A 20,923-nucleotide genomic window follows, 5' to 3' on the forward strand; every position below is an offset into this window, starting at 1 on the left:
GATCGCCAGATCGGGAGGACATCATGGACCACCTCGAAACCCGTGTAGCCCGGCATTACACGAGCGAAGACCTGCTGGGGCGGATCGACGCCGCCCTCGCTCAACTGGGGCTCTCGGGCCGCAACCCCGACGACCTCAAGCCGGTCGACGAGTTTCACACCGGCGGGCTCGAAGCCACCGACGCCCTGCTGTCGCAGCTCGAGATCTCGCCCGAGCTCAAGGTGATCGACATCGGCGCGGGGCTCGGCGGCACGGCCCGGCACATCGTGCACCGCTACGGGGCGCATGTGATCGGGGTCGACCTGACCCGCGCCTTTGTCGAAACCGGCCGCGCGCTGAACGAGCGCGCCGGACTCGAGAGCGCGATCACGATGATCGAAGGCAGCGCACTGAACCTGCCGGTGGCCGCCGGCACGGCGGACCTCGCGGTTATGTTCCACGTCGGCATGAACATCGACGACAAGGACAGGCTGATGCGCGAGGTCGCGCGGGTGCTCAGGCCTGGCGGCACCTTCGCCGTCTTCGACGTGATGCGCGACAACACGTCCGAGGAACTCGTTTTCCCGCTCCCCTGGGCGTCCGAGCGCGAGAACTCCTTCGTGGCGCACCCGCTGGCCTACCGCACCGCCGCCGAAACGGCTGGGCTGGAACTGGTCACCCAGCGCAACCGTCGCGACTTTACGCTGCACTACTTCGGGCGCGTGCTGGAAGCGGTCAAGACCAATGGCCTGCCGCCCCTCGGCATCCACCTGCTGATGGGGGAAACGGCGGGGGAGAAACTGCGCAACTACGTCGCCAACGTCGAGGCGCACCGCATTGCCCCCTGCGAGATGATCTTCAGGAAAACGCCCTGACGCCCTACCCACCAAGTTTCGAACAAGGACTCCGGCCAGACCCGGAGCAACGACAGGAAGGAAGACTAAATGGCTGATCTGACGACTGAATTCCTCGGAATCAAGAGCCCGAACCCGTTCTGGCTGGCCTCCGCGCCGCCCACCGACAAGGAATACAACGTCCGCCGCGCCTTCGAGGCCGGATGGGGCGGCGTGGTGTGGAAGACGCTGGGCTCCGAGGGCCCGCCGGTCGTGAACGTCAACGGCCCGCGCTACGGCGCGATTTACGGCGCCGACCGCCGCCTGCTGGGGCTCAACAACATCGAGCTGATCACCGACCGTCCGCTGCAGACCAACCTCGAAGAGATCACCCGGGTCAAGAAGGACTATCCCGACCGCGCCCTGATCGTCTCGCTCATGGTGCCCTGCGACGAGGAGAGTTGGAAGGCCATCCTGCCGCTGGTCGAGGAAACCGGCGCCGACGGGATCGAGCTGAACTTCGGCTGTCCGCACGGCATGGCCGAACGCGGCATGGGCTCGGCCGTGGGGCAGGTACCCGAGTACATCACGATGGTCACCGAGTGGTGCAAGAAATACTACTCCAAACCGGTGATCGTGAAGCTGACGCCCAACATCACCGACATCCGTAATCCGGCGCGCGCAGCGTTCCAGGGCAACGCCGATGCGGTCTCGCTGATCAACACCATCAACTCGATCACCTCGGTCGACCTCGACCTGATGGCGCCGCAACCGACCATCGACGGCAAGGGCACCCACGGCGGCTATTGTGGCCCGGCGGTGAAACCCATCGCGCTGAACATGGTGGCCGAGATCGCCCGCGACCCGCAGACCCACGGCAAGCCGATCAGCGCCATCGGCGGGATCACCACCTGGCGTGACGCGGCCGAGTTCATGGTGATGGGCGCGGGCAACGTGCAGGTCTGCACCGCCGCCATGACCTATGGCTTCAAGGTCGTGCAGGAGATGATCTCGGGCCTCAGCCAGTGGATGGACGACAAGGGCTATACCTCGACCTCCGATTTCATCGGCCAGGCCGTCCCCAACGTCACTGACTGGCAGTACCTGAACCTGAACTACGTGACCAAGGCCAAGATCGACCAGGACGCCTGCATCAAGTGTGGCCGCTGCTACGCCGCCTGCGAGGACACCAGCCACCAGGCGATCTGGATGAAACCCGGCCGCGTGTTCGAGGTCAACGACGCCGAATGCGTCGCCTGCAACCTCTGCGTCGATGTCTGCCCGGTCGAAAGCTGCATCTCCATGGTCGAACTGCAGGCCGGCGAGATGGACGAGCGCACCGGCAAGGTCGTCGAGGCCGAGTACGCCAACTGGACCACGCACCCGAACAACCCCGCCGCGCTCAAAGCGGCGGAGTGAGCAATCGCTTGCCCGCGTCGAAATTTCCCTGAAAAACCCTTTGCCAATTCCGGTCAAAGAGGCTTTGGGTGAAAGCAACGGGCAAGCGAAACGACTCTGAAAGGCGGCGCGCGTGAAACACTTTCTTCCCATCAGCGCGCTGCTACTCGGCTCGGCCATCCTGCTCTTCGCGGGCGGGATCAACGCCCTGATCCTGCCGATCCGCGGCACGATCGAGGGGTTCGACGCCGCCTCTCTCGGCTTCCTCGGCACCGGCTGGGCCATCGGCTACGTGCTCGGCTGCGTGTTCATGGCGCGGCTCGTGGCCAAGGTGGGCCATATCCGCGCCTTCGCGGTGATGGCCGCCTTCGCCGCCATCGCCGTGCTGATCCAGCTCCTGTTCATGACTCCCTGGGTTTGGGTGCCGGTGCGCGGCGTGTCCGGCTTCTGCTTTGCCGGGGCCGCCATGATCGTCGAGAGCTGGCTCAATGAACGCGCGGATCCGGCCTCGCGCGGCAAGATCTTCGGCATCTACACGATGGTGAACCTCTTCGCCTCCACCGCCGGGCAGATGTCGCTCGCCATCGGCGACACCCACGAGATCACCTGGTTCGTCCTCGCGGCGATCTTCTACTGCCTCGCCCTCGTGCCCCTCGCCATCTCCTCCACCGCCACGCCCAAGCCGCTGGTCCGGGTCAAGCTCGACCTGCGCGCGCTCTGGCGCAATTCCCCGGTGGCCGTGGTCGCTGTGTTCTGCGTCGGCGTCTCCAACGGCGCCTTCGGCACCCTGTCCGCCGTCTACGCGGGCCGGGCAGGGCTCGAACTCGGCTCCATTGCGCTCTTCGCCAGCCTCCCGGTCCTCGCCGGGGCAATCTCGCAGATCCCCATCGGCATGGCCTCGGACCGCACCGACCGGCGCTTCGTGCTGATCGGCGTGGCGCTCGGCGCCCTTGTGGTCGACATCGCTTTCATCACGGTCCAGCCCGACGGGCTGATGACCAACCTCGTGATGGCCGCCTGCTTCGGCGCGATGATCTACGCGATCTACCCGGTCATCGTCGCCCACGCCAACGACCACGCCGATCCGGGCACCTACATCCTCGTCAGTGGTGGCCTGCTGATGATCTACGGCCTCGGCGCCATCGCCGGCCCGACCATCGCGGGTGTCGCAATGGGCGTCTTCGGCCCGGCGGGGCTGTTCTTCACCTCCGCGGGCGCCCACGTCGTGACCATCCTGTTCACGCTGGTGCGCATCCGGTCGCGCAAGGCCGTCCCCGACGCCGACAAGGGCAGCTTCGTCGCCAGCCCGGCGGCACGGGCCCAGACGCCGGAAACCGTCGCGCTGGCCGCCGGGGCGGTCGAGGGCGAAGGCGCCGCGCGGTCCGAGGCCGCCTGATCCCCGGCGCTCAGGCCGAGGGGGTGAGCATCTTGGTAAAGACCTGTTCCAGGTAGCGTTCCGCCCCCGGAAAGGGGTCGGGTTCGCGCGCGCCAAGAACGGCACGGACCTGCACGTCGAAGTCGGCGTAATGCTGGGTCATAGACCAGATCGAAAAGATCAGGTGATGCGGGTTCACCGGCGCCAGCCGGCCCGCCGCGATCCAGCTTTCGATCACCGCCGCCTTTTCGTCGACCAGCGCCCGCAGGCTGCCGCTCAGCTCGTCGCCGATGCGCGGCGCACCCTGGATGATCTCGATGGCGAACAACTTGCTCTCGCGCGGCAGGTCGCGGCTCATCTCCAGCTTGCGCCGGACATAGGCCAGCAGTTCCTCCAGCGGCTCGCCCTCGGGATCGACCTCGCGCAGCGGGTCGAGCCAGGTGTCCAGCAGCCCGCTCAGCAGCGCCGAGTAGATCGCCTCCTTGGACGCGAAATAATACAGCAGGTTCGGTTTGCTCAGCCCCGCGGCCCCCGCGATCTGGTCCACCGTGGCGCCGCCAAAGCCGTTCAGCGAGAAGACGTCGAGGGCGGCCTCGAGAATGGCAGTACGGTTCTTCTGCTGGATCCGGGTCACCGGGCGGGCGTCATTCATCAAGCGGTCCTGCGAGTGCTTATTTTTGCGTCGTTAGTCTCCGGTGGCGAAGGCGTCCGGCGTGCGATCACCTTGACTGACCACCCCGCCGTGATAGCGTCGCTTTGACCAACTGGTCAAATCAGATCTCTTCCGAGAGCCCAACCCGTCCGGCAGCCACCGTCACCGAGATGATAATTGAAGCAAATCCGCACCTGAGCCGCTACCATGCTCCCCGGACCCGTGGTCCGGGCGCCCAGCATGTCGCGGGGCGCGGCCTTGCCATGTCGTCCGGCGGCGCGGGGCGGGCAGGGACGCCGGTTCGCGCCGGGGCAGGAGGGGACGACACCAACACCGCCGCATGCGCAGCCCCTGCGCCGCTCGGCGGAAAAGACTGGAAATGACAGGAGCAGCGCATGTCCGCACCGGGTGAAAATCTCAAGATCAATGGCGAACGGCTGTGGGACAGCCTGATGGAGATGGCCAAGATCGGACCGGGCATCGCCGGCGGCAACAACCGCCAGACGCTGACCGACGAAGACGCCGAGGGCCGCGCGCTGTTCCAGAAGTGGTGTGAAGACGCAGGCATGACCATGGGCGTCGACACCATGGGCACGATGTTCGCCACCCGCCCGGGCGAGGACCCGGACGCGCTGCCGGTCTACGTGGGCTCCCACCTCGACACCCAGCCCACGGGCGGCAAGTACGACGGTGTCCTCGGCGTGCTCGGCGCGCTGGAAGCGGTGCGCTCGATGAACGACCTCGGCATCAAGACCAGGCACCCCATCGTGGTGACCAACTGGGCCAACGAAGAGGGCGCGCGCTTTGCCCCCGCCATGCTGGCCTCGGGCGTCTTTGCCGGGGTGATCAGCCAGGACCACGCCTATGCCCGCACCGATCTGGAGGGCAAGACCTACGGCGAGGAGCTTGAGCGCATCGGCTGGAAGGGCGACGAAGAGGTCGGCGCCCGCAAGATGCACGCCTACTACGAACTCCACATCGAACAGGGCCCCATCCTCGAGGCCGAGGGCAAGGACATCGGCGTGGTGACCCACTGCCAGGGCCTCTGGTGGCTGGAATTTACCCTGACCGGGAAGGAGGCGCACACCGGCTCGACCCCGATGCTGATGCGGGTGAACGCCGGTCTCGCCATGTCCCGCATCCTCGAAATGGTGCAGGAGGTCGCGATGGCGGCCCAGCCCGGTGCCGTGGGCGGCGTCGGCCAGATGCAGTTCTCGCCCAACTCGCGCAACGTGCTGCCGGGCAAGGTGGTCTTCACCGTCGACATCCGCTCGCCCGACCAGGCCAAGCTCGACGGCATGCGCGCCCAGATCGAGAAACGCGCCGCCGAAATCTGCGCCGAGATCGGCGTCGGCTGCTCCGTTGAAGCCGTCGGCCACTTCGACCCCGTCACCTTTGCCCCCGACCTTGTGAGCAACGTCCGCGCCGCCGCCGAGCGGCTGGGCTACTCGCACATGAACCTGATCTCCGGCGCCGGTCACGACGCCTGCTGGGCCGCCAAGGTGGCGCCCGCGACCATGGTCATGTGCCCCTGCGTCGGCGGCCTCAGCCACAACGAGGCCGAGGAAATCACCCCCGACTGGGCCCGCGCCGGCACCGAAGTGCTGTTCCACGCGGTGCTCGAAACGGCGGAGATCGTGGGGTGACCTCACCCGGGGCATATCCGGCGCCACGCCCGAGCGATCCCCGCATCGCCGCGCGCGCTCTCGGCGTGCCCCACGCCCCCCGCGTGCCCCACGCCCCGGGCCTGACCCACGCCCCGGGCTCGCCCCACGCCCCAGGCCTGACCCACGCCCCGGGCTTGACCCGGGGCCTCGCCGACCACATCCCCACCACCGAGGCCCCGGCGTTGCGGCCGGGGCGTGTTCCGAGAGAGCCGAACGCCACCCCCCACGCCCCGGGCCTGCCCCGGGGCCTCGCCAAATCTCACCCAGACCCCCAACCATCTCAACCAGACGTTAACCCTGTGGCGCCATGCTCCGCAGATGCCGCACTTCGTCTACATCCTCGCCTCGCGTCCCGGCGGCGCGATCTATATCGGTCGCACCTCCAATCTGCGGCGGCGGTTCGAGCAGCATCGCAGCGGCGCGGTTCCGGGGCATACGAGCCTCTACGGCATCAGGACCCTCGTCTGGTTCGAGATACATGCGGAGTTCGAACCGAGCCTGCTGCGCGAACGACGGCTCAAGCGCTGGCGCCGCGCCTGGAAGGACGACCTCATCCTGCAGTGCAATCCGCAATGGCAGGATATCACGCACCTCATTCCGGACTGAACACGCCCCGACCCCCGCGCACGCCCCGGCCTACGTGCACGCCCCGGCCCCCGCACACGCCCCGGCCCCCGTGCACGCCCCGGCCCCTGCGCCGGGGCCTCACCGCACTACCGCCCGTCGGCAAGGCCCCGGGGCAGTCCCGGGCCGTGGCAATCCCAAGCAAGGGCGGTCACCAATGACCCCGGATATCCCGCACCAGATCAAGGCGCTCATCGCCTCCGAGATCGCCGAGTACCCGACCGAGGGGCGCGCGGGGCGGATGACCCTCGACGCCTTCCGTGCCGCCCTGCGCGAACCCCGCGAGGTCACCGTGAACTTCTCGGGCGGGATCACCCAGAAATGCTGGTCCGTGACCCGCCCGAACGGCCCCTACAGGGTCATCTACCTGCCGACGGCCGGCTATTTCTCGCTCTGCGTCGAGAGCGATTTCGGCCCGCTCGACATCGGCGTCCACGGCAAGGCGATCGGCTGCTATGCTTCGGTCTGAGGAGAAACATAACTTGGGCTGGCGCCTGCTGATCATATCCCTGAGCGCGGTTTTGTCTCTCTTGCCGCTCGACGTGCAGGCGCGTGATCATGCACGGTCTGGCGCTTCTCCTGAGATCGCCCAGCAAGGGTTCAGAAAATTGGAGCCAGGCCAGACTTGGAGCTACAAGTTTCAACAGAAATCCCCCGGAATCTCTTCAAGTTTCAAGTCGGTCTTTCAGGGGTGGTCCAATGGTCGCGCGGTCTTTTACTCTATCGGCACCCATCGCCTGGACGCGGCGCGCGCCCGGCGCGTCGACGCCGCCGCGGAAGCAGGCCGGGTGCAAATCATCTCGAAAAAGGGTCGAACCTATCAACTTGGTCTGAGGCTGGTGTTCGATGCCAAGGGGAGACTTGTCGAGAGACAGCACATCAGTGGCAACGAGACCTTCAAGCCTCATGATTGCCAGACTGTCGAAGGGACCTGCAGGTACTCGCTGACCGACTCCGAGATCGGCGACACGATCTACCTCGTGCGGCGATCCACCTACCGTGATGGGGTCTGGTACTTTCAGGTCAACGTCGATCCCACGCGTGACCCCAGCCACAGTGACAACCTCCTTGAGACCGGCGAAATTTCCTTTGGAACCGACGGGGTAGTGATGGACAGCGTGCGCTTCCGGGGTGGCAAGACCTTTTCCTGGCTGGAGCTGAGGTAGATGGCACGCGTTTGGCAGGATCTGCTGCGCAACGGGCGGTGTCTGACTGAGACACTGCAAAGGCCAGTGCGAGGGACCCCGCCTGGTTTTGTCGCACGTGTCGATGAAGCCACGCGGCGTCTTTCGGTGCTATTGTGGCCCAGTCCGTTCGGTCAGCAGCGACGCGGTGCACCAGATACCAACCTGCGGGCTGCTATGCTTCGGTCTGAACCACGGAAGGGAACGCAATATGCTTGACGGTCTCCAGGTCGGACGCGCGGCGGCGGCCATCATGGTCGTGCTGTTTCACGCCAATGTCTTCATCCTGCCCGACAAGCTGCTGGACGGCACCCGTGCGGGCAACGTCTTCAACATGGGGTATGCCGGGGTCGAGTTCTTCTTCGTCCTCTCGGGCTTCATCATGTTCTACGTCCATCGCAAGGATTTCGGGGTCGAGGGCAGGGCGGCGCGGTTCATGCGCAAGCGGCTGTTCCGCATCTACCCGATCTACTGGGTGGTGCTTTCGGGTCTGCTGGCGCTCTACTTCGCGATGCCCGGGCGCGGCCCCGAGATGGCGCGCGATCCGCAGGCGATCATCGGCTCCTACCTGCTGTTGCCGATGCCCCACGAACCGATCCTCAACGTCGCCTGGACGCTCCAGCACGAGATGCTGTTCTACGTGATCTTCGCCCTCGTGGTGATGAACCTTCGCCTCGGGATGCTGGCCTTCGTGATCTGGATGGCGGGCTGCGTCGCCAATCTCGGGGCCGAGCCGCAGGGCTATGTCCGGGCCTTCATCTTCTCGGCCTACAACATCCTCTTCCTCTTCGGCATGGCCGCCGCGCTGGTGTTCCGCCGCATCGAGGGCCGCGCCGCGCTGCCGGTGCTGCTGGCGGGCCTCGCCCTGTTCTTCGCCGTCGGCCTGTCCGAAGCCGTCTGGCACGTGAGCTGGAACGAGGACCTGCGCACCATCCTCTTCGGCCTCGGCGCCGCCCTCGCCGTCACCGCCCTCGCCGCAGGCGCCCTGATCCCGGCCACCGGGCGCGCCCGTGTCTCCGAGCACGCCCCGGCCTCCGCGCCGGGGCCCCGCCGAACCCTCACACCCCCCGGAGGCCCCGGGGCAAGCCCGGGGCGTATGGCAGGCCCGGGGCGTGGGGCAGGCCTCCGGCGCTTCTCCCCCCTCCGCGCAGGCGTCTTCCTCGGCGACGCCTCCTTCGCCATCTACCTGACCCACCTGCCGGCAATGTCCTTTCTCGCGGTGATCCTCGCCAAACTGGGCCTGCCCGCGCTGCTGCCGCCTCTGGCGGTGCTGGTGCTGGTCTGCGGCCTCGCCATCGCGGTGGGCTGCCTCGTGCATGTCTACGTCGAGAAACCCCTCAACCGCGCCCTGCGGCCCCTGACACAGGTGGCGACGGCATGAGCGCGCAAACGAACAAGAGCAGGGCGCAAAGCTCTGCCAGAGAACAGAAATTCTACAAGGAGGTGCCAAGATGAGCACAGTCATCAAGAACGGAACCGTCGTCACCGCCGACCTCAGCTACGAGGCCGACGTGCTGATCGAGAACGGGGTCATCATCGAGATCGGCAAGGGCCTGAAGGGCGACGAGGAACTGGACGCGACCGGCTGCTACGTGATGCCGGGCGGGATCGACCCGCACACCCACCTCGAGATGCCCTTCATGGGCACCTATTCCTCCGACGATTTCGACAGCGGCACCCGCGCGGCGCTGGCGGGCGGCACCACCATGGTCGTCGACTTCGCCCTGCCGAACCCCGACCAGGGCCTGCTCGACGCGCTCAAGACCTGGGACAACAAGTCGACCCGCGCGCATTGCGACTACTCCTTCCACATGGCGGTGACATGGTGGGGCGAGCAGGTCTTCAACGAGATGGAAACCGTGGTGCGCGAGCGCGGCATCAACACCTTCAAGCACTTCATGGCCTACAAGGGCGCGCTGATGGTGAACGATGACGAGATGTATGCCTCGTTCCAGCGCCTCGCCGAACTGGGCGGTATCGCCATGGTCCACGCCGAGAACGGCGACGTGGTGGCCGAACTCTCGGCCAAGCTGCTTGCGCAGGGCAACACCGGCCCCGAGGCGCACGCCTATTCCCGTCCGCCGCAGGTCGAGGGCGAGGCCACCAACCGTGCCATCATGATCGCCGACATGGCCGGCGTGCCGCTCTACGTCGTCCACGTCTCCTGTGAGGACAGCCACGAGGCCATCCGCCGTGCGCGCCAGCTGGGCAAACGGGTCTGGGGCGAGCCGCTGATCCAGCACCTGACGCTGGACGAGAGCGAATACTTCGACAAGGACTGGGATCACGCCGCCCGCCGCGTCATGAGCCCGCCGTTCCGTAACAAGCAGCACCAGGATTCGCTCTGGAACGGGCTGATGTCCGGCTCGCTCTCCTGCGTCGCGACCGACCACTGCGCCTTCACCACCGAGCAGAAGCGCTACGGCGTCGGCGACTTCACCAAGATCCCGAACGGCACCGGCGGTCTGGAAGATCGCCTGCCGATGCTCTGGACCTACGGCGTTGGCACCGGGCGTCTCACGCCGAATGAATTCGTGGCTGTAACCTCCACGAATATCGCGAAAATCCTGAACTGCTACCCCAGGAAGGGCGCCATCCTCGTGGGGGCGGATGCCGATATCGTCGTGCTCGATCCGGAGAAGGAAAAGACCATCGCGGCCGCCACGCAGGTCTCGTCCATCGACTACAACGTCTTCGAGGGCAAGAAGGTCAAGGGCCTGCCGCGCTTCGTCCTCAGCCGCGGCCATGTCGCGGTCTTCGACGGCGAGATGCGCAGCCAGGAGGGCCACGGCAAGTTCGTCAAGCGCTCGCCCAACACCGCGGTGAACAAGGCGCTCAGCAACTGGAAGGAACTCACCTCGCCGCGCCCCGTGGAGCGGACCGGCATCCCGGCGACGGGCGTGTGATACCAACCGGCGCTCCGGGCCAACCGGGGCGCCACGCGGCCGCAACAGGCCGTACAGGGATAACAAGGGGACGGGAGCAAGTCGGTTCATTCGCCACTTTGCTTTCGCGTAATAACAAAATGAAAAACCAAGAGAATACCGCGAAATGACGGTGATCCAGGCAAGCAATCTGGATCTCACCTTCCAGACCAACGACGGCCCGGTCCACGCTCTGCGAGACGTGAGCCTGACCATCGACAAGGGCGATTTCGTCAGCTTCATCGGCCCCTCGGGCTGTGGCAAGACCACCTTCCTGCGCTGCATCGCGGCGCTTGAGCAGCCGACCGGCGGCACGCTCACCGTGAACGGCGTCAGCCCCGAGGAGGCACGGCGCGCCCGCGCCTATGGCTACGTGTTCCAGGCCGCGGGGCTCTACCCGTGGCGGACGATCGCCAAGAGCATCAAACTCCCGCTCGAGATCATGGGCTACTCCAAGGAGGAGCAGACCCGCCGCGCCGAGGAGGTGCTGAAGTTGGTCGACCTCGAAGGTTTCGGCGGCAAGTACCCGTGGCAGCTGTCGGGCGGCATGCAGCAGCGGGCCTCCATCGCCCGCGCGCTAAGCTTCGACGCCGACATCCTCCTGATGGACGAACCCTTCGGCGCGCTGGACGAGATCGTGCGCGACCACCTGAACGAACAGCTGCTCAAGCTCTGGGCGAGGACCGACAAGACCATCGGCTTCGTCACCCACTCGATCCCCGAGGCGGTGTACCTCTCGACCAAGATCGTGGTCATGTCGCCCCGTCCGGGCCGCATCACCGACGTGATTGAAAGCCCGCTCCCCAAGGAGCGCCCGCTGGAAATCCGCGACACGCCGGAGTTCATCGAAATCGCCCACCGCGTGCGCGAGGGCCTGCGGGCGGGGCATGGCGATGAGTAGGTTTTCCGGCGTCGCCGTGGGCGCGCACGCCCCGGCCAACACCGCCCCGGCCCCCGAGCACGCCCCGGCCTCCGCGCCGGGGCCCCGCCGCACGCGCCCACGGCGCGAGGTCCCGGGTCAAGCCCGGGAAGCGGTTCACTTCACCCCGGTCTCCGCGCAAACCCCGGCCAACACCGCCCCGGCCCCCGCGCCGGGGCCCCGACGTGTGCGCCCACGGCGCGAGGTCCCGGGGCAAGCCCGGGAAGCGGTTCACTTCACCCCGGCCGCCGCACATACCCCGACCAACACCGCCCCGGCCCCCGAGCACGCCCCGGCCCCCGAGCCGGGGACCCGCGCCACCCTAACGAGGTCCCGGGGCAAGCCCGGGACGGGGGAGTGGCGCCGATGAACCGTATCTTCCCCATCCTCACCGTCGTTTTCGCCATCCTCGCGATCTGGTATGCCGGGTCGTTCCTGATGAACCGCGCCTGGGTCATGGACCAGGCGGCGCGGGCGGGCACCGAGCCGTCCGTCTCGGAGGTGTTCCGCGACACCATGAACCAGCCCCGGGCCAAGCTCCCCGCGCCGCACCAGGTGGCGGCCGAGCTCTACGACGGCATCTTCGACAAGAAGATCACCTCCAAGCGCAGCCTCGTCTACCACGGCTTCATCACGCTCGAGGCCACCTTCTACGGCTTCGTCCTCGGCATCGTCGTGGGCGTGGCGCTTGCCGTGCTGATCGTGCTGAGCCGCGCGGCCGACCTGACGCTCATGCCCTGGGCCATCATCTCGCAGACCATCCCGGTGGTGGCGCTGGCGCCGATGATCGTGGTGCTGACCAACGCCATGGGGGCAGGGAGCCTGATGGTGCCCAAGGCGATCATCGCGGGTTATCTCAGCTTCTTCCCCGTGCTCGTCAGCATGGTGAAGGGTCTGCGCAGCCCCGACCAGATGCAGCTCGACCTGCTCAGAACCTACGGCGCCAGCCAGTCGCAGACCTTCTGGAAACTGCGCCTGCCGGCCTCGCTGCCCTACTTCTTCGCCTCGCTCAAGATCGCGGTGGCCGCCAGCCTCGTCGGCGCCATCGTGGGCGAACTGCCGACCGGCGCCATCGCGGGCCTCGGCGCGCGGATGCTGATCGGGTCGCAGTTCGGCGAGCCGATGATCATGTGGGCCTCGCTCTTCGCCGCCGCCATCCTCGCGGCGCTGCTGATCTGGGTCGTGGGCGGGGTCGAGAAGGTCGCCGCCCGCCTGATGGGAGTGCGCCCGGCATGAGACAGTCCCCCTCGACCGCGATGAAGATCGCCCTGCCGGTGGGCTTCGGCCTCCTCGTGATCCTGCTGTGGGAAATGATGGTGAAGACCTTCGCCATCCCGCCCGCGATCCTGCCGGCGCCCTCGGCCATCGCCACGCGCTTTGCGGCCTCGACCGACATCCTCTGGATCGACTTCGTTCAGACCGTGCTCAAGGGCGCGGTCACCGGGCTGATCCTCGGCGCCATCGCCGGGCTGCTCGTCGCCATCCTGATCGACCGCAGCCCGTTCCTCAAGGCGGGGCTGCTGCCGGTGGCCAACTTCGTCGCCGCGCTGCCCATCGTCGGCATCGCGCCGATCATGGTCATGTGGTTCGGTTTCGACTGGCAGTCCAAGGCGGCGGTGGTCGTGGTGATGGTGTTCTTCCCGATCCTGGTCAACACGCTGGCCGGTCTGCAGGACACCGACAGAATGCAGCAGGACCTGATGCGGACCTACTCGGCGAGCTATCTCCAGACCCTGCTCAAACTGCGGCTCCCCGCCGCGATGCCGTTCATTTTCAACGGCTTGAAAATCTCCGCGACACTGGCCCTGATCGGTGCCATCGTGGCGGAGTACTTCGGCTCACCCACCCGTGGCATGGGCTTCCGCATCTCGACAGAGGTGGGGCGGCTCGGCATCGACATGGTCTGGGCCGAGATCGCCGTGTCCGCCCTCACGGGCACGGTCCTCTACGGCCTCGTGGCGCTGGTGGAACGGGCGGTGACCTTCTGGCACCCCTCGCAGCGCCGCGGGTGACGACGACAACGACAACAACAACGAACAGCCAAGACGACAACAAGGAGGTCTCTATGTTCAACTTCAAGACTATCATGGGCGCGACGCTCGCATCGACCCTGCTCGCCGGTGGCGCGCTGGCCGCCGACGAGGTCACGCTGCAGCTCAAGTGGGTGACCCAGGCCCAGTTCGCGGGCTACTACGTGGCGCTGGAAAAGGGCTTCTATACTGAGGAAGACCTCGACGTCACCATCAAGCCGGGCGGCCCCGACATCGCGCCGACCCAGGTGATCGCCGGGGGCGGCGCCGACGTGGTGATCGACTGGATGCCCTCCGCGCTCGCCGCCCGTGAAAAGGGCCTGCCGTTGGTCAACATCGCCCAGCCGTTCAAGTCCTCGGGCATGATGCTGACCTGCCTCAAGGAATCCGGCGTCGCCACGCCCGAAGACTTCCCGGGCCACACGCTCGGCGTCTGGTTCTACGGCAACGAATACCCGTTCCTGAGCTGGATGGCCCATCTCGGCATCCCGACCGAGGGCGGCACCGACGGCGTCGAGGTGCTCAAGCAGGGCTTCAACGTCGACCCGCTGCTGCAGAAGCAGGCGGCCTGCATCTCGACCATGACCTATAACGAGTACTGGCAGGTGATCGATGCCGGCATCAGCCCGGATGACCTGATCACCTTCAAGTACGAGGACCAGGGCGTCGCGACCCTCGAGGACGGCCTCTACGTGATGGAGGCGAACCTCGCGGACGAGGCCTTCAAGGACAAGATGGTCCGCTTCGTGAAAGCCTCGATGAAGGGCTGGAAATACGCCGAGGAGAACCCGGACGAGGCCGCCGAGATCGTGCTGGAATACGACGAGACCGGCGCCCAGACCGAGACCCACCAGAAGCGCATGATGGGCGAAGTGGCCAAGCTGACCGCAGGCTCTGACGGCTCGCTCGACGAGGCCGACTACCAGCGCACCGTCGACACGCTGCTGGCCGGCGGCTCGGACCCGGTGATCACCAAGGCCCCGGAAGGCGCCTGGACCCACGAGATCACCGACGCCGCGCTGAAGTAAGCGCCAGCGAACGGACCTGGGCGCGGCCTCCGCAGGGGGGCCGCGCTTTTCGTTGGGGGTTTGCCCGTGCCGGGCAAGCCTCCGGCGGGGATATTTGGGACCCAAAGAAGGGCTGGGGCTGGCACTTGGCGGCGCGCTCGGGCAGAACGGGCGCAACGGATGAAGGTGCGTCGGGGATGTGCCTTTTGCAGAAGGAGCAGGATCATGGCGGATCGGGATGCAGTTGTTGCGGCATTGTCGGGCATCGGGATGCCGGGGGGCGGGGGCGATATCGTCTCGGCCGGGGTCGTCAAGGCGCTGACCGTCGAGGGCGGCGAGGTGCGCTTTGTCCTCGAGATCGACCCCAAGCAGGCCGAGGCGATGAAGCCGGTGCGCGACGCCGCCGAGGCCGCGGTGCGGGCGCTGCCGGGGGTCACCAAGGTCTCGGCCATGATGACGGCCCACAGCGAGAAGGCGCCGCCGGAACTCAAGCCCAAGCCAAAGCCCTCGCAGACCGGGCCGCAGCGGGTGCCGGGCGTGCATCACATCATCGCCGTGGCCTCGGGCAAGGGCGGCGTGGGTAAGTCCACCGTGGCCGCCAACCTCGCCGTGGCGCTGGCCGCCGAGGGGCGCCGCGTGGGGCTGCTGGATGCCGATGTCTACGGGCCGAGCCAGCCGCGGATGCTGGGGGTCTCCGGGCGCCCGGCGAGTCCGGACGGCAAGACCATCCTGCCGCTCAGGGCGCATGGCGTGACCATGATGTCGATGGGCCTGATGGTCGAGGAAGGGCAGGCCGTGGTCTGGCGCGGGCCGATGCTGATGGGCGCGCTGCAGCAGATGATGAACCAGGTGCAATGGGGAGAGCTCGACGTGCTGATCGTCGACCTGCCGCCGGGCACCGGCGACGTGCAGCTGACGCTGGGCCAGAAGTTTGCCATCGACGGGGCCATCATCGTCTCGACCCCGCAGGACGTGGCGCTGCTGGACGCGCGCAAGGGGATCGACATGTTCCGCCAGATGAACACGCCGATCCTCGGGATGATCGAGAACATGTCGACCCACATCTGTTCGAACTGCGGGCACGAGGAGCATGTCTTCGGCCACGGTGGGGTGGCGGCGGAGGCGGCCAAGCTGGGCGTGCCGCTGATGGCCGAAATCCCGCTGCACCTCGACATCCGCGTCGCCGCCGACGGGGGCACCCCGATCACCGCCCAGAAGCCGGACAGCCCGCAGGCGGCGGCCTTCCGGACCGTGGCGCAGGGGCTGATCACCATCGGCGTCGCCTGAGCGCGGGAAAGATTGCAGAAATTCAATGGAACCGCGGCGTCGGTCCCCACGTTGTCCATCCACGGAACAGGGCAGCGGCAGAGCCCGCACGATGCGGCACCGCGGCCCCTGGCAACGGAAAGGAAAGACGATGTTCAAGAAGACGATTGTACCCGTTCTCGCTCTGACCACCGCCCTCGCGGGTGCCACCATGGCGACCGCCGATACCGACAAGCGTGTCGAGGTCGGCAACCTGAGCTGCGACGTGAGCGCAGGTACCGGCTACGTGTTCGGCTCGACCAAGGAAGTCACCTGCAAGTTCAACCCGGCGCAGGAAGGTCTGCCGGACGAGATCTACACCGGCACCATCAACCGCTACGGGGTCGACATCGGCAAGACCACCGACGGCAAGATGAGCTGGCTGGTGCTGGCCCCGACCGCCGACGACTATGCCTCGGGCGCCCTTGACGGCACCTATGGCGGCGTGGGCGCCGAAGCGACGGCCGGTGTGGGCGTGGGCGCCAACATCATGACCGGTGGCTCGGACAGCACCTTTGCCCTGCAGCCGGTGAGCGTTCAGGCCCAGAAGGGTGTGAACCTGGCCGTCGGCATCGCCGAGCTGGAACTGCACAAGACCGCCGGGTAATCCGACCCGCAGCCAAACGAAAAGGGGCGCCACCGGGCGCCCCTTTTTGCATTCCGTGGAGCCGTGTCGCTCAGGCGATGGCCTCGGCCGTGGTTTGCTGGATGGCGCTGGCCACGTCGTCGATCGCCAGCATCGCGTCCACCGTCTTCAGCACGCCGCGCTCGCCGTAATAGGCGATCAGCGGCGCGGTCTGGGCGTGATAGGCCTCCAGCCGGCTCGCCACCGTCTCGGCCTTGTCATCGGCGCGCCGCACCATGTTGCCCGAGCCGCACTTGTCGCAGATGCCGTAGACGTCGGGCGACTTGAAGGTGTCGTGGTAGCCCTCGCCGCAGTCGCCGCAGGTGTAGCGGCCCGAGATGCGCGAGACCATGGCGGCGTCGTCCACCTCGAGGCTGATTGCGGCGTTGATCTTCTGCCCGGTCGAGGCCAGCAGGGCATCGAGCGCCTCCGCCTGCACCGTGGTGCGGGGAAACCCATCGAGGATGACGCCCCTGGCGACGTCGGGCTCGCCCAGCCGGTCGCGCAGGATCGCGATGACGATCTCGTCGGACACAAGGTCGCCCGCTTCCATCACCGCCTTGGCCTGCAGACCGGCCTCGGTACCGGCCTTGACGGCAGCGCGCAGCAGGTCGCCGGTGGAGAGTTGCACGAGGCCGAATTTCTGTTCCAGCAGGCGGGCCTGGGTGCCCTTTCCGGCACCCGGAGGGCCGAGCAGGATTAGAACGGCGGGTTTGGTCAGCGTGGCAGCGTCCATGGGGTGTTTCTCCTCAAAAACACAAAAGAATGGGCCCGTCCGAGTGCCGGGCCCTCCTGTCACGATCATGTTACCTGATCGCAGGGAGGGGGGAAAGCGGCAGGATGTCCCGGGGGGTGCACCGGGATGGGGCTGTCCCATCCCGGGTCTTGCGGCTGAGGTTGAGGGACGGGGTGGCCCCCGTCCTCAGGCCTTGCGGTTGGCGATCAGGTCGTCGACCACCGAGGGGTCGGCCAGCGTCGAGGTGTCCCCCAGCGCGCCAAAGTCGTTCTCGGCGATCTTGCGCAGGATGCGGCGCATGATCTTGCCCGAACGGGTCTTGGGCAGGCCCGGGGCCCACTGGATCACGTCGGGGCTGGCAATCGGCCCGATCTCGTTGCGGACCCAGTTGCGCAGCTCGGTGCGCAGCTCTTCCGTGGGCTCCTCGCCGGTCATCAGGGTGACGTAGCAATAGATGCCCTGGCCCTTGATCTCGTGCGGATAGCCCACCACGGCCGCCTCGGCGACCTTGGCATGGGCGACCAGCGCGCTTTCCACCTCGGCCGTGCCCATCCGGTGGCCCGAGACGTTGATCACGTCATCGACGCGGCCGGTGATCCAGTAGTCGCCATCGGCGTCGCGGCGGCAGCCGTCGCCCGAGAAGTAGTAGCCCTTGTAGTCCGCGAAATAGGTCTTCTCGAACCGGGCGTGGTCACCCCAGACCGTGCGCATCTGGCCGGGCCAGCTGTCAGCGATGGCCAGCACACCCTCGACGCCATTGCCCTCGACCTCGGCGCCCGAGGTCGGGTCCAGCACCACGGGCTTGACCCCGAAGAAGGGCCGCTGCGCCGCGCCGGGCTTGGTGGCATGGGCGCCGGGCAGGGGGGTCATCATGTGGCCGCCGGTCTCGGTCTGCCACCAGGTGTCGACGATGGGGCATTTTCCCTTGCCCACGACGTTGTTGTACCAGGTCCAGGCCTCGGGGTTGATCGGCTCGCCCACCGTGCCCAGCAGCCGCAGCGAGGAGAGGTCGCATTTCTCGACATACTGCGGGCCCTGGCCCATCAGCGCGCGGATCGCGGTCGGAGCGGTGTAGAACTGGTTCACCTTGTGCTTCTCGCAGACCTGCCAGAAGCGCGAGGCGTCGGGGTAGGTCGGCACGCCCTCGAACATCAGCGTGGTCGCGCCATTGGCGAGCGGGCCGTAGACGATGTAGCTGTGCCCGGTGACCCAGCCCACGTCCGCCGAGCACCAGTAGATGTCGCCATCGTGGTAGTCGAAGGTGATCTCGTGGGTCATCGCCGCGTAGACGAGGTAGCCGCCGGTGGTGTGCACCACGCCCTTGGGCTGGCCGGTGGAGCCGGAGGTATAGAGGATGAACAGCGGATCCTCGGCGTTCATCTCCTCGGGCGGACAATCGTCGCCCACCTTCTCCATTTCCTCGTGCAGCCAGTAGTCGTTCTCGGGGCGGAAGGCGATCTGCTGGCCGGTGCGCCGCACGATCAGGCACTTCACCTCGTCAAGGTCGTGCATCAGCGCCTGGTTCACGTTGTCCTTAAGCCTGGTCACCTTGCCGCCGCGCGGGGCGCCGTCGGCGGTGATTACCAGCTTGGCGTCACAGCCGTTGACCCGCGCACCAAGCGCGTCGGGCGAGAAGCCGGCAAAGACAACCGAGTGGATCGCGCCGATCCGGGCGCAGGCCAGCATGGCGTAGGCGGCCTCGGGGATCATCGGGAGGTAGATCACCACACGGTCGCCCTTGCCGATGCCGAGCGCCTTCAGCACGTTTGCCATCTTCGAGACGTTGCGGTGCAATTCGGCGTAGGTGATGTGCTGCGCCGCGTCGTTCGGATCGTCCGGCTCCCACAGGATCGCGGTCTGCTCGCCGCGCGTGGCAAGGTGGCGGTCGATGCAGTTGGCGGCCACGTTCAGGCTGCCGTCGGCGAACCAGTTGATGTGGACGTTGCCCAGCGTGAAATCCACGTCCTTCACCTGCGAGAAGGGCTTGATCCAGTCGACCCGGCGGGCCTGTTCGCTCCAGAACCCCTCGGGGTCGGCGATCGAGGCCGCATACATCTGGTCGTACTTGGCCGCATCGACATGGGCGCGCGCCACGGTCTCGGCGGACGGCGCGTAGGTCGCTGGATGGCTGGTGGTTTCGGAATGCGCAGCAGTGCTCATGCGAGGCTCCTCCCTCTGACTGAATCTCAAATAACCGGAAACCCGCCGGATTCAAACGGCACCGGTTACCTTCTCCCCGACGCGGGATCATAACGCTCGCTGCAAAGAATGGAATAAGGCATGGGAAAGAAACGATTTCCGTGTAAACTTGTTGATCGCACGGGCGTCGGTTTGTAAACAAATTGACGCAATCCCGATAAATTTCATTCCGTATCATGGCCTTGACTGTGAAGCGATAGCGCTCACGGTGCCTTGCTCTTCACCGGGGGCAGCCGGGGCGCGCTCGGCTGTCGCAACGGCCCTTCGGCAGGCGCCGCATTACATGCCGCGGGCATATTTTATTGGCGGGATAAAGGGTTGGCATCACGGGATGGTCACGTTAGCCTTTCCCGCAAGCGGCTGGGGATGAGCAACGAAATCGGCCGCACAAGGGAGAGAGATCAATGAACAAGCTTATCACCGGGGCCATAGTGGCCGCCGCAGGTATCGGTATTGCGACCGAGGGCATGGCGCTGGAATGGAACGTGTCCGTCTGGGGCAAGCGCCGCGCCTTCACCGAGCACATCGAGAAGCTGGCCGAACTGGTCGCCCAGAAGACCAACGGCGACTTCACCATGAACGTCAGCTACGGCGGCCTGTCCAAGAACACCGACAACCTCGACGGCATCTCCATCGGCGCTTTCGAGATGGCCCAGTTCTGCGCCGGCTACCACCCGGACAAGAACCGCCTGATCACCGTGCTCGAACTGCCCTTCCTCGGGGTCGAGGACCTCAAGCAGGAAGTCGCGGTCTCCGATGCAGTCTATGCCCACCCGGCGGTGGCCGACGAGATGGCCCAGTGGAACGCCCGCCTGCTGATGACCTCGCCCATGCCGCAGTACAACCTCGTCGGCACCGGCGAGCCGCGCGACACTCTCGACAAGATGTCGGGAATGCGGGTCCGCGCCACCGGCGGTCTCGGCGAGGCCTTCGAGAAGGTCGGCGCGGTGCCGACCTCGGTGACCTCGTCCGAGGCCTATCAGGCGATGGAATCGGGCGTCGTCGACACCGTGGCCTTCGCCCAGCACGCCCACCTCAGCTTCGGCACCATCAACGAGGCCGACTGGTGGACCGCCAACCTCAACCCCGGCACCGTGAACTGCCCGGTGGTGGTGAACATCGACGCCTACGATGCGCTGACTGACGCACAGCGCGAGGCCCTCGACAGCTCGGTGCCCGAGGCCATCGCCTTCTACCTCGAGAACTACGGCAAGCTGCTGCAAAAATGGGACGCGGTGCTGGCCGAGAAGAACGTTCAGAAGGTCGAGATCAGCGAAGACGAGCTCGCCAAGTTCCGTGAACTCGCCGCCGCGCCGATCTCCAGGGAATGGATCGACAGCATGAACGCGCAGGGCCTGCCGGGTCAGGAGCTCTATGATCTGGTCGAGACCACGCTGGCCGACGCCAAGGCAAAAGGCATGTAAGCAGCACGGGCGGGGCAGGCCGACTGCCCCGCCCGATGCGGC

19 protein-coding genes are annotated in these 20,923 nt (G+C 66.6%); 16 read left to right on the forward strand and 3 right to left on the reverse strand.

Annotated features, from left to right (window positions below):
- The first annotated feature begins 23 nt into the window (after positions 1–23).
- From DDT93_RS01965 to DDT93_RS01975, 3 genes are all read left to right on the forward strand, one after another.
- Positions 24–854, forward strand: a complete 831-nt coding sequence (locus tag DDT93_RS01965) for a class I SAM-dependent methyltransferase (RefSeq protein WP_157960070.1) — start codon at positions 24–26, stop codon at positions 852–854.
- 69 nt (positions 855–923) lie between these two features.
- Entirely contained in the window at positions 924–2,231 is a 1,308-nt protein-coding gene (preA, locus tag DDT93_RS01970) for an NAD-dependent dihydropyrimidine dehydrogenase subunit PreA (protein WP_109464108.1), read from the forward strand.
- A gap of 112 nt (positions 2,232–2,343) precedes the next feature.
- Positions 2,344–3,606 (forward strand): MFS transporter, encoded by a 1,263-nt coding sequence (locus DDT93_RS01975; RefSeq protein ID WP_109464109.1) that lies wholly within the window; start codon positions 2,344–2,346, stop codon positions 3,604–3,606.
- A gap of 10 nt (positions 3,607–3,616) precedes the next feature.
- On the opposite strand, the gene DDT93_RS01980 is transcribed toward DDT93_RS01975, so the two are convergent.
- Positions 3,617–4,237 carry a TetR family transcriptional regulator C-terminal domain-containing protein gene (locus DDT93_RS01980; RefSeq protein WP_109464110.1) on the reverse strand — a complete coding sequence of 207 codons (621 nt, stop codon included), beginning with the start codon at positions 4,235–4,237 and terminating at the stop codon, positions 3,617–3,619.
- Between the two features lie 395 nt (positions 4,238–4,632).
- Between DDT93_RS01980 and DDT93_RS01985 the strand changes: the two genes are divergently transcribed.
- The 12 genes from DDT93_RS01985 (at position 4,633) to DDT93_RS02040 (ending at position 16,504) form a co-directional block, all read left to right on the forward strand.
- Positions 4,633–5,883, forward strand: a complete 1,251-nt coding sequence (locus tag DDT93_RS01985; protein WP_109464111.1) for a Zn-dependent hydrolase — start codon at positions 4,633–4,635, stop codon at positions 5,881–5,883.
- A 339-nt stretch (positions 5,884–6,222) separates the two neighbouring features.
- Entirely contained in the window at positions 6,223–6,510 is a 288-nt protein-coding gene (locus tag DDT93_RS01990; protein ID WP_109464112.1) for a GIY-YIG nuclease family protein, read from the forward strand.
- Positions 6,511–6,685: 175 nt separating this feature from the next.
- On the forward strand, positions 6,686–6,997 hold the full coding sequence (locus DDT93_RS26355; RefSeq protein WP_157960071.1) for a hypothetical protein: 312 nt from the start codon (positions 6,686–6,688) through the stop codon (positions 6,995–6,997).
- Positions 6,998–7,010: 13 nt separating this feature from the next.
- Positions 7,011–7,694: a hypothetical protein gene (locus DDT93_RS02000; RefSeq protein ID WP_157960072.1), complete on the forward strand. Its 684-nt coding sequence runs from the start codon at positions 7,011–7,013 to the stop codon at positions 7,692–7,694.
- Positions 7,695–7,923: 229 nt separating this feature from the next.
- Positions 7,924–9,093, forward strand: a complete 1,170-nt coding sequence (locus DDT93_RS02005; RefSeq protein ID WP_157960073.1) for an acyltransferase family protein — start codon at positions 7,924–7,926, stop codon at positions 9,091–9,093.
- A gap of 70 nt (positions 9,094–9,163) precedes the next feature.
- On the forward strand, positions 9,164–10,618 hold the full coding sequence (gene hydA / locus DDT93_RS02010) for a dihydropyrimidinase (RefSeq protein ID WP_109464115.1): 1,455 nt from the start codon (positions 9,164–9,166) through the stop codon (positions 10,616–10,618).
- A gap of 145 nt (positions 10,619–10,763) precedes the next feature.
- Positions 10,764–11,537 carry an ABC transporter ATP-binding protein gene (locus tag DDT93_RS02015; protein ID WP_109464116.1) on the forward strand — a complete coding sequence of 258 codons (774 nt, stop codon included), beginning with the start codon at positions 10,764–10,766 and terminating at the stop codon, positions 11,535–11,537.
- 384 nt (positions 11,538–11,921) lie between these two features.
- Positions 11,922–12,791 (forward strand): ABC transporter permease, encoded by an 870-nt coding sequence (locus tag DDT93_RS02020; RefSeq protein ID WP_109464117.1) that lies wholly within the window; start codon positions 11,922–11,924, stop codon positions 12,789–12,791.
- Entirely contained in the window at positions 12,788–13,567 is a 780-nt protein-coding gene (locus tag DDT93_RS02025; RefSeq protein ID WP_109464118.1) for an ABC transporter permease, read from the forward strand. The genes DDT93_RS02020 and DDT93_RS02025 overlap by 4 nt, the downstream gene beginning before the upstream one ends.
- Before the next feature lie 74 nt (positions 13,568–13,641).
- The gene (locus tag DDT93_RS02030; protein ID WP_109464736.1) at positions 13,642–14,613 is read left to right on the forward strand and encodes an ABC transporter substrate-binding protein; all 972 of its coding nucleotides are present in this window, start codon (positions 13,642–13,644) and stop codon (positions 14,611–14,613) included.
- 204 nt (positions 14,614–14,817) lie between these two features.
- Positions 14,818–15,879 carry an Mrp/NBP35 family ATP-binding protein gene (locus DDT93_RS02035; RefSeq protein ID WP_109464119.1) on the forward strand — a complete coding sequence of 354 codons (1,062 nt, stop codon included), beginning with the start codon at positions 14,818–14,820 and terminating at the stop codon, positions 15,877–15,879.
- 130 nt (positions 15,880–16,009) lie between these two features.
- Positions 16,010–16,504, forward strand: coding sequence for a DUF992 domain-containing protein (locus tag DDT93_RS02040; protein WP_109464120.1), 495 nt, complete (start codon positions 16,010–16,012; stop codon positions 16,502–16,504).
- Positions 16,505–16,574: 70 nt separating this feature from the next.
- On the opposite strand, the gene DDT93_RS02045 is transcribed toward DDT93_RS02040, so the two are convergent.
- Complete coding sequence (locus DDT93_RS02045) at positions 16,575–17,258, reverse strand: adenylate kinase (protein WP_109464121.1); 684 nt, start codon at positions 17,256–17,258, stop codon at positions 16,575–16,577.
- A gap of 186 nt (positions 17,259–17,444) precedes the next feature.
- Positions 17,445–19,418, reverse strand: a complete 1,974-nt coding sequence (gene acs, locus DDT93_RS02050; RefSeq protein ID WP_109464122.1) for an acetate--CoA ligase — start codon at positions 19,416–19,418, stop codon at positions 17,445–17,447.
- 443 nt (positions 19,419–19,861) lie between these two features.
- Between acs and DDT93_RS02055 the strand changes: the two genes are divergently transcribed.
- The gene (locus DDT93_RS02055; protein ID WP_109464123.1) at positions 19,862–20,881 is read left to right on the forward strand and encodes a C4-dicarboxylate TRAP transporter substrate-binding protein; all 1,020 of its coding nucleotides are present in this window, start codon (positions 19,862–19,864) and stop codon (positions 20,879–20,881) included.
- Positions 20,882–20,923 lie beyond the last annotated feature (42 nt).

It is taken from the genome of Albibacillus kandeliae (genome assembly GCF_003116585.1).
Classification (GTDB): Bacteria; Pseudomonadota; Alphaproteobacteria; order Rhodobacterales; family Rhodobacteraceae; genus Albibacillus; species Albibacillus kandeliae.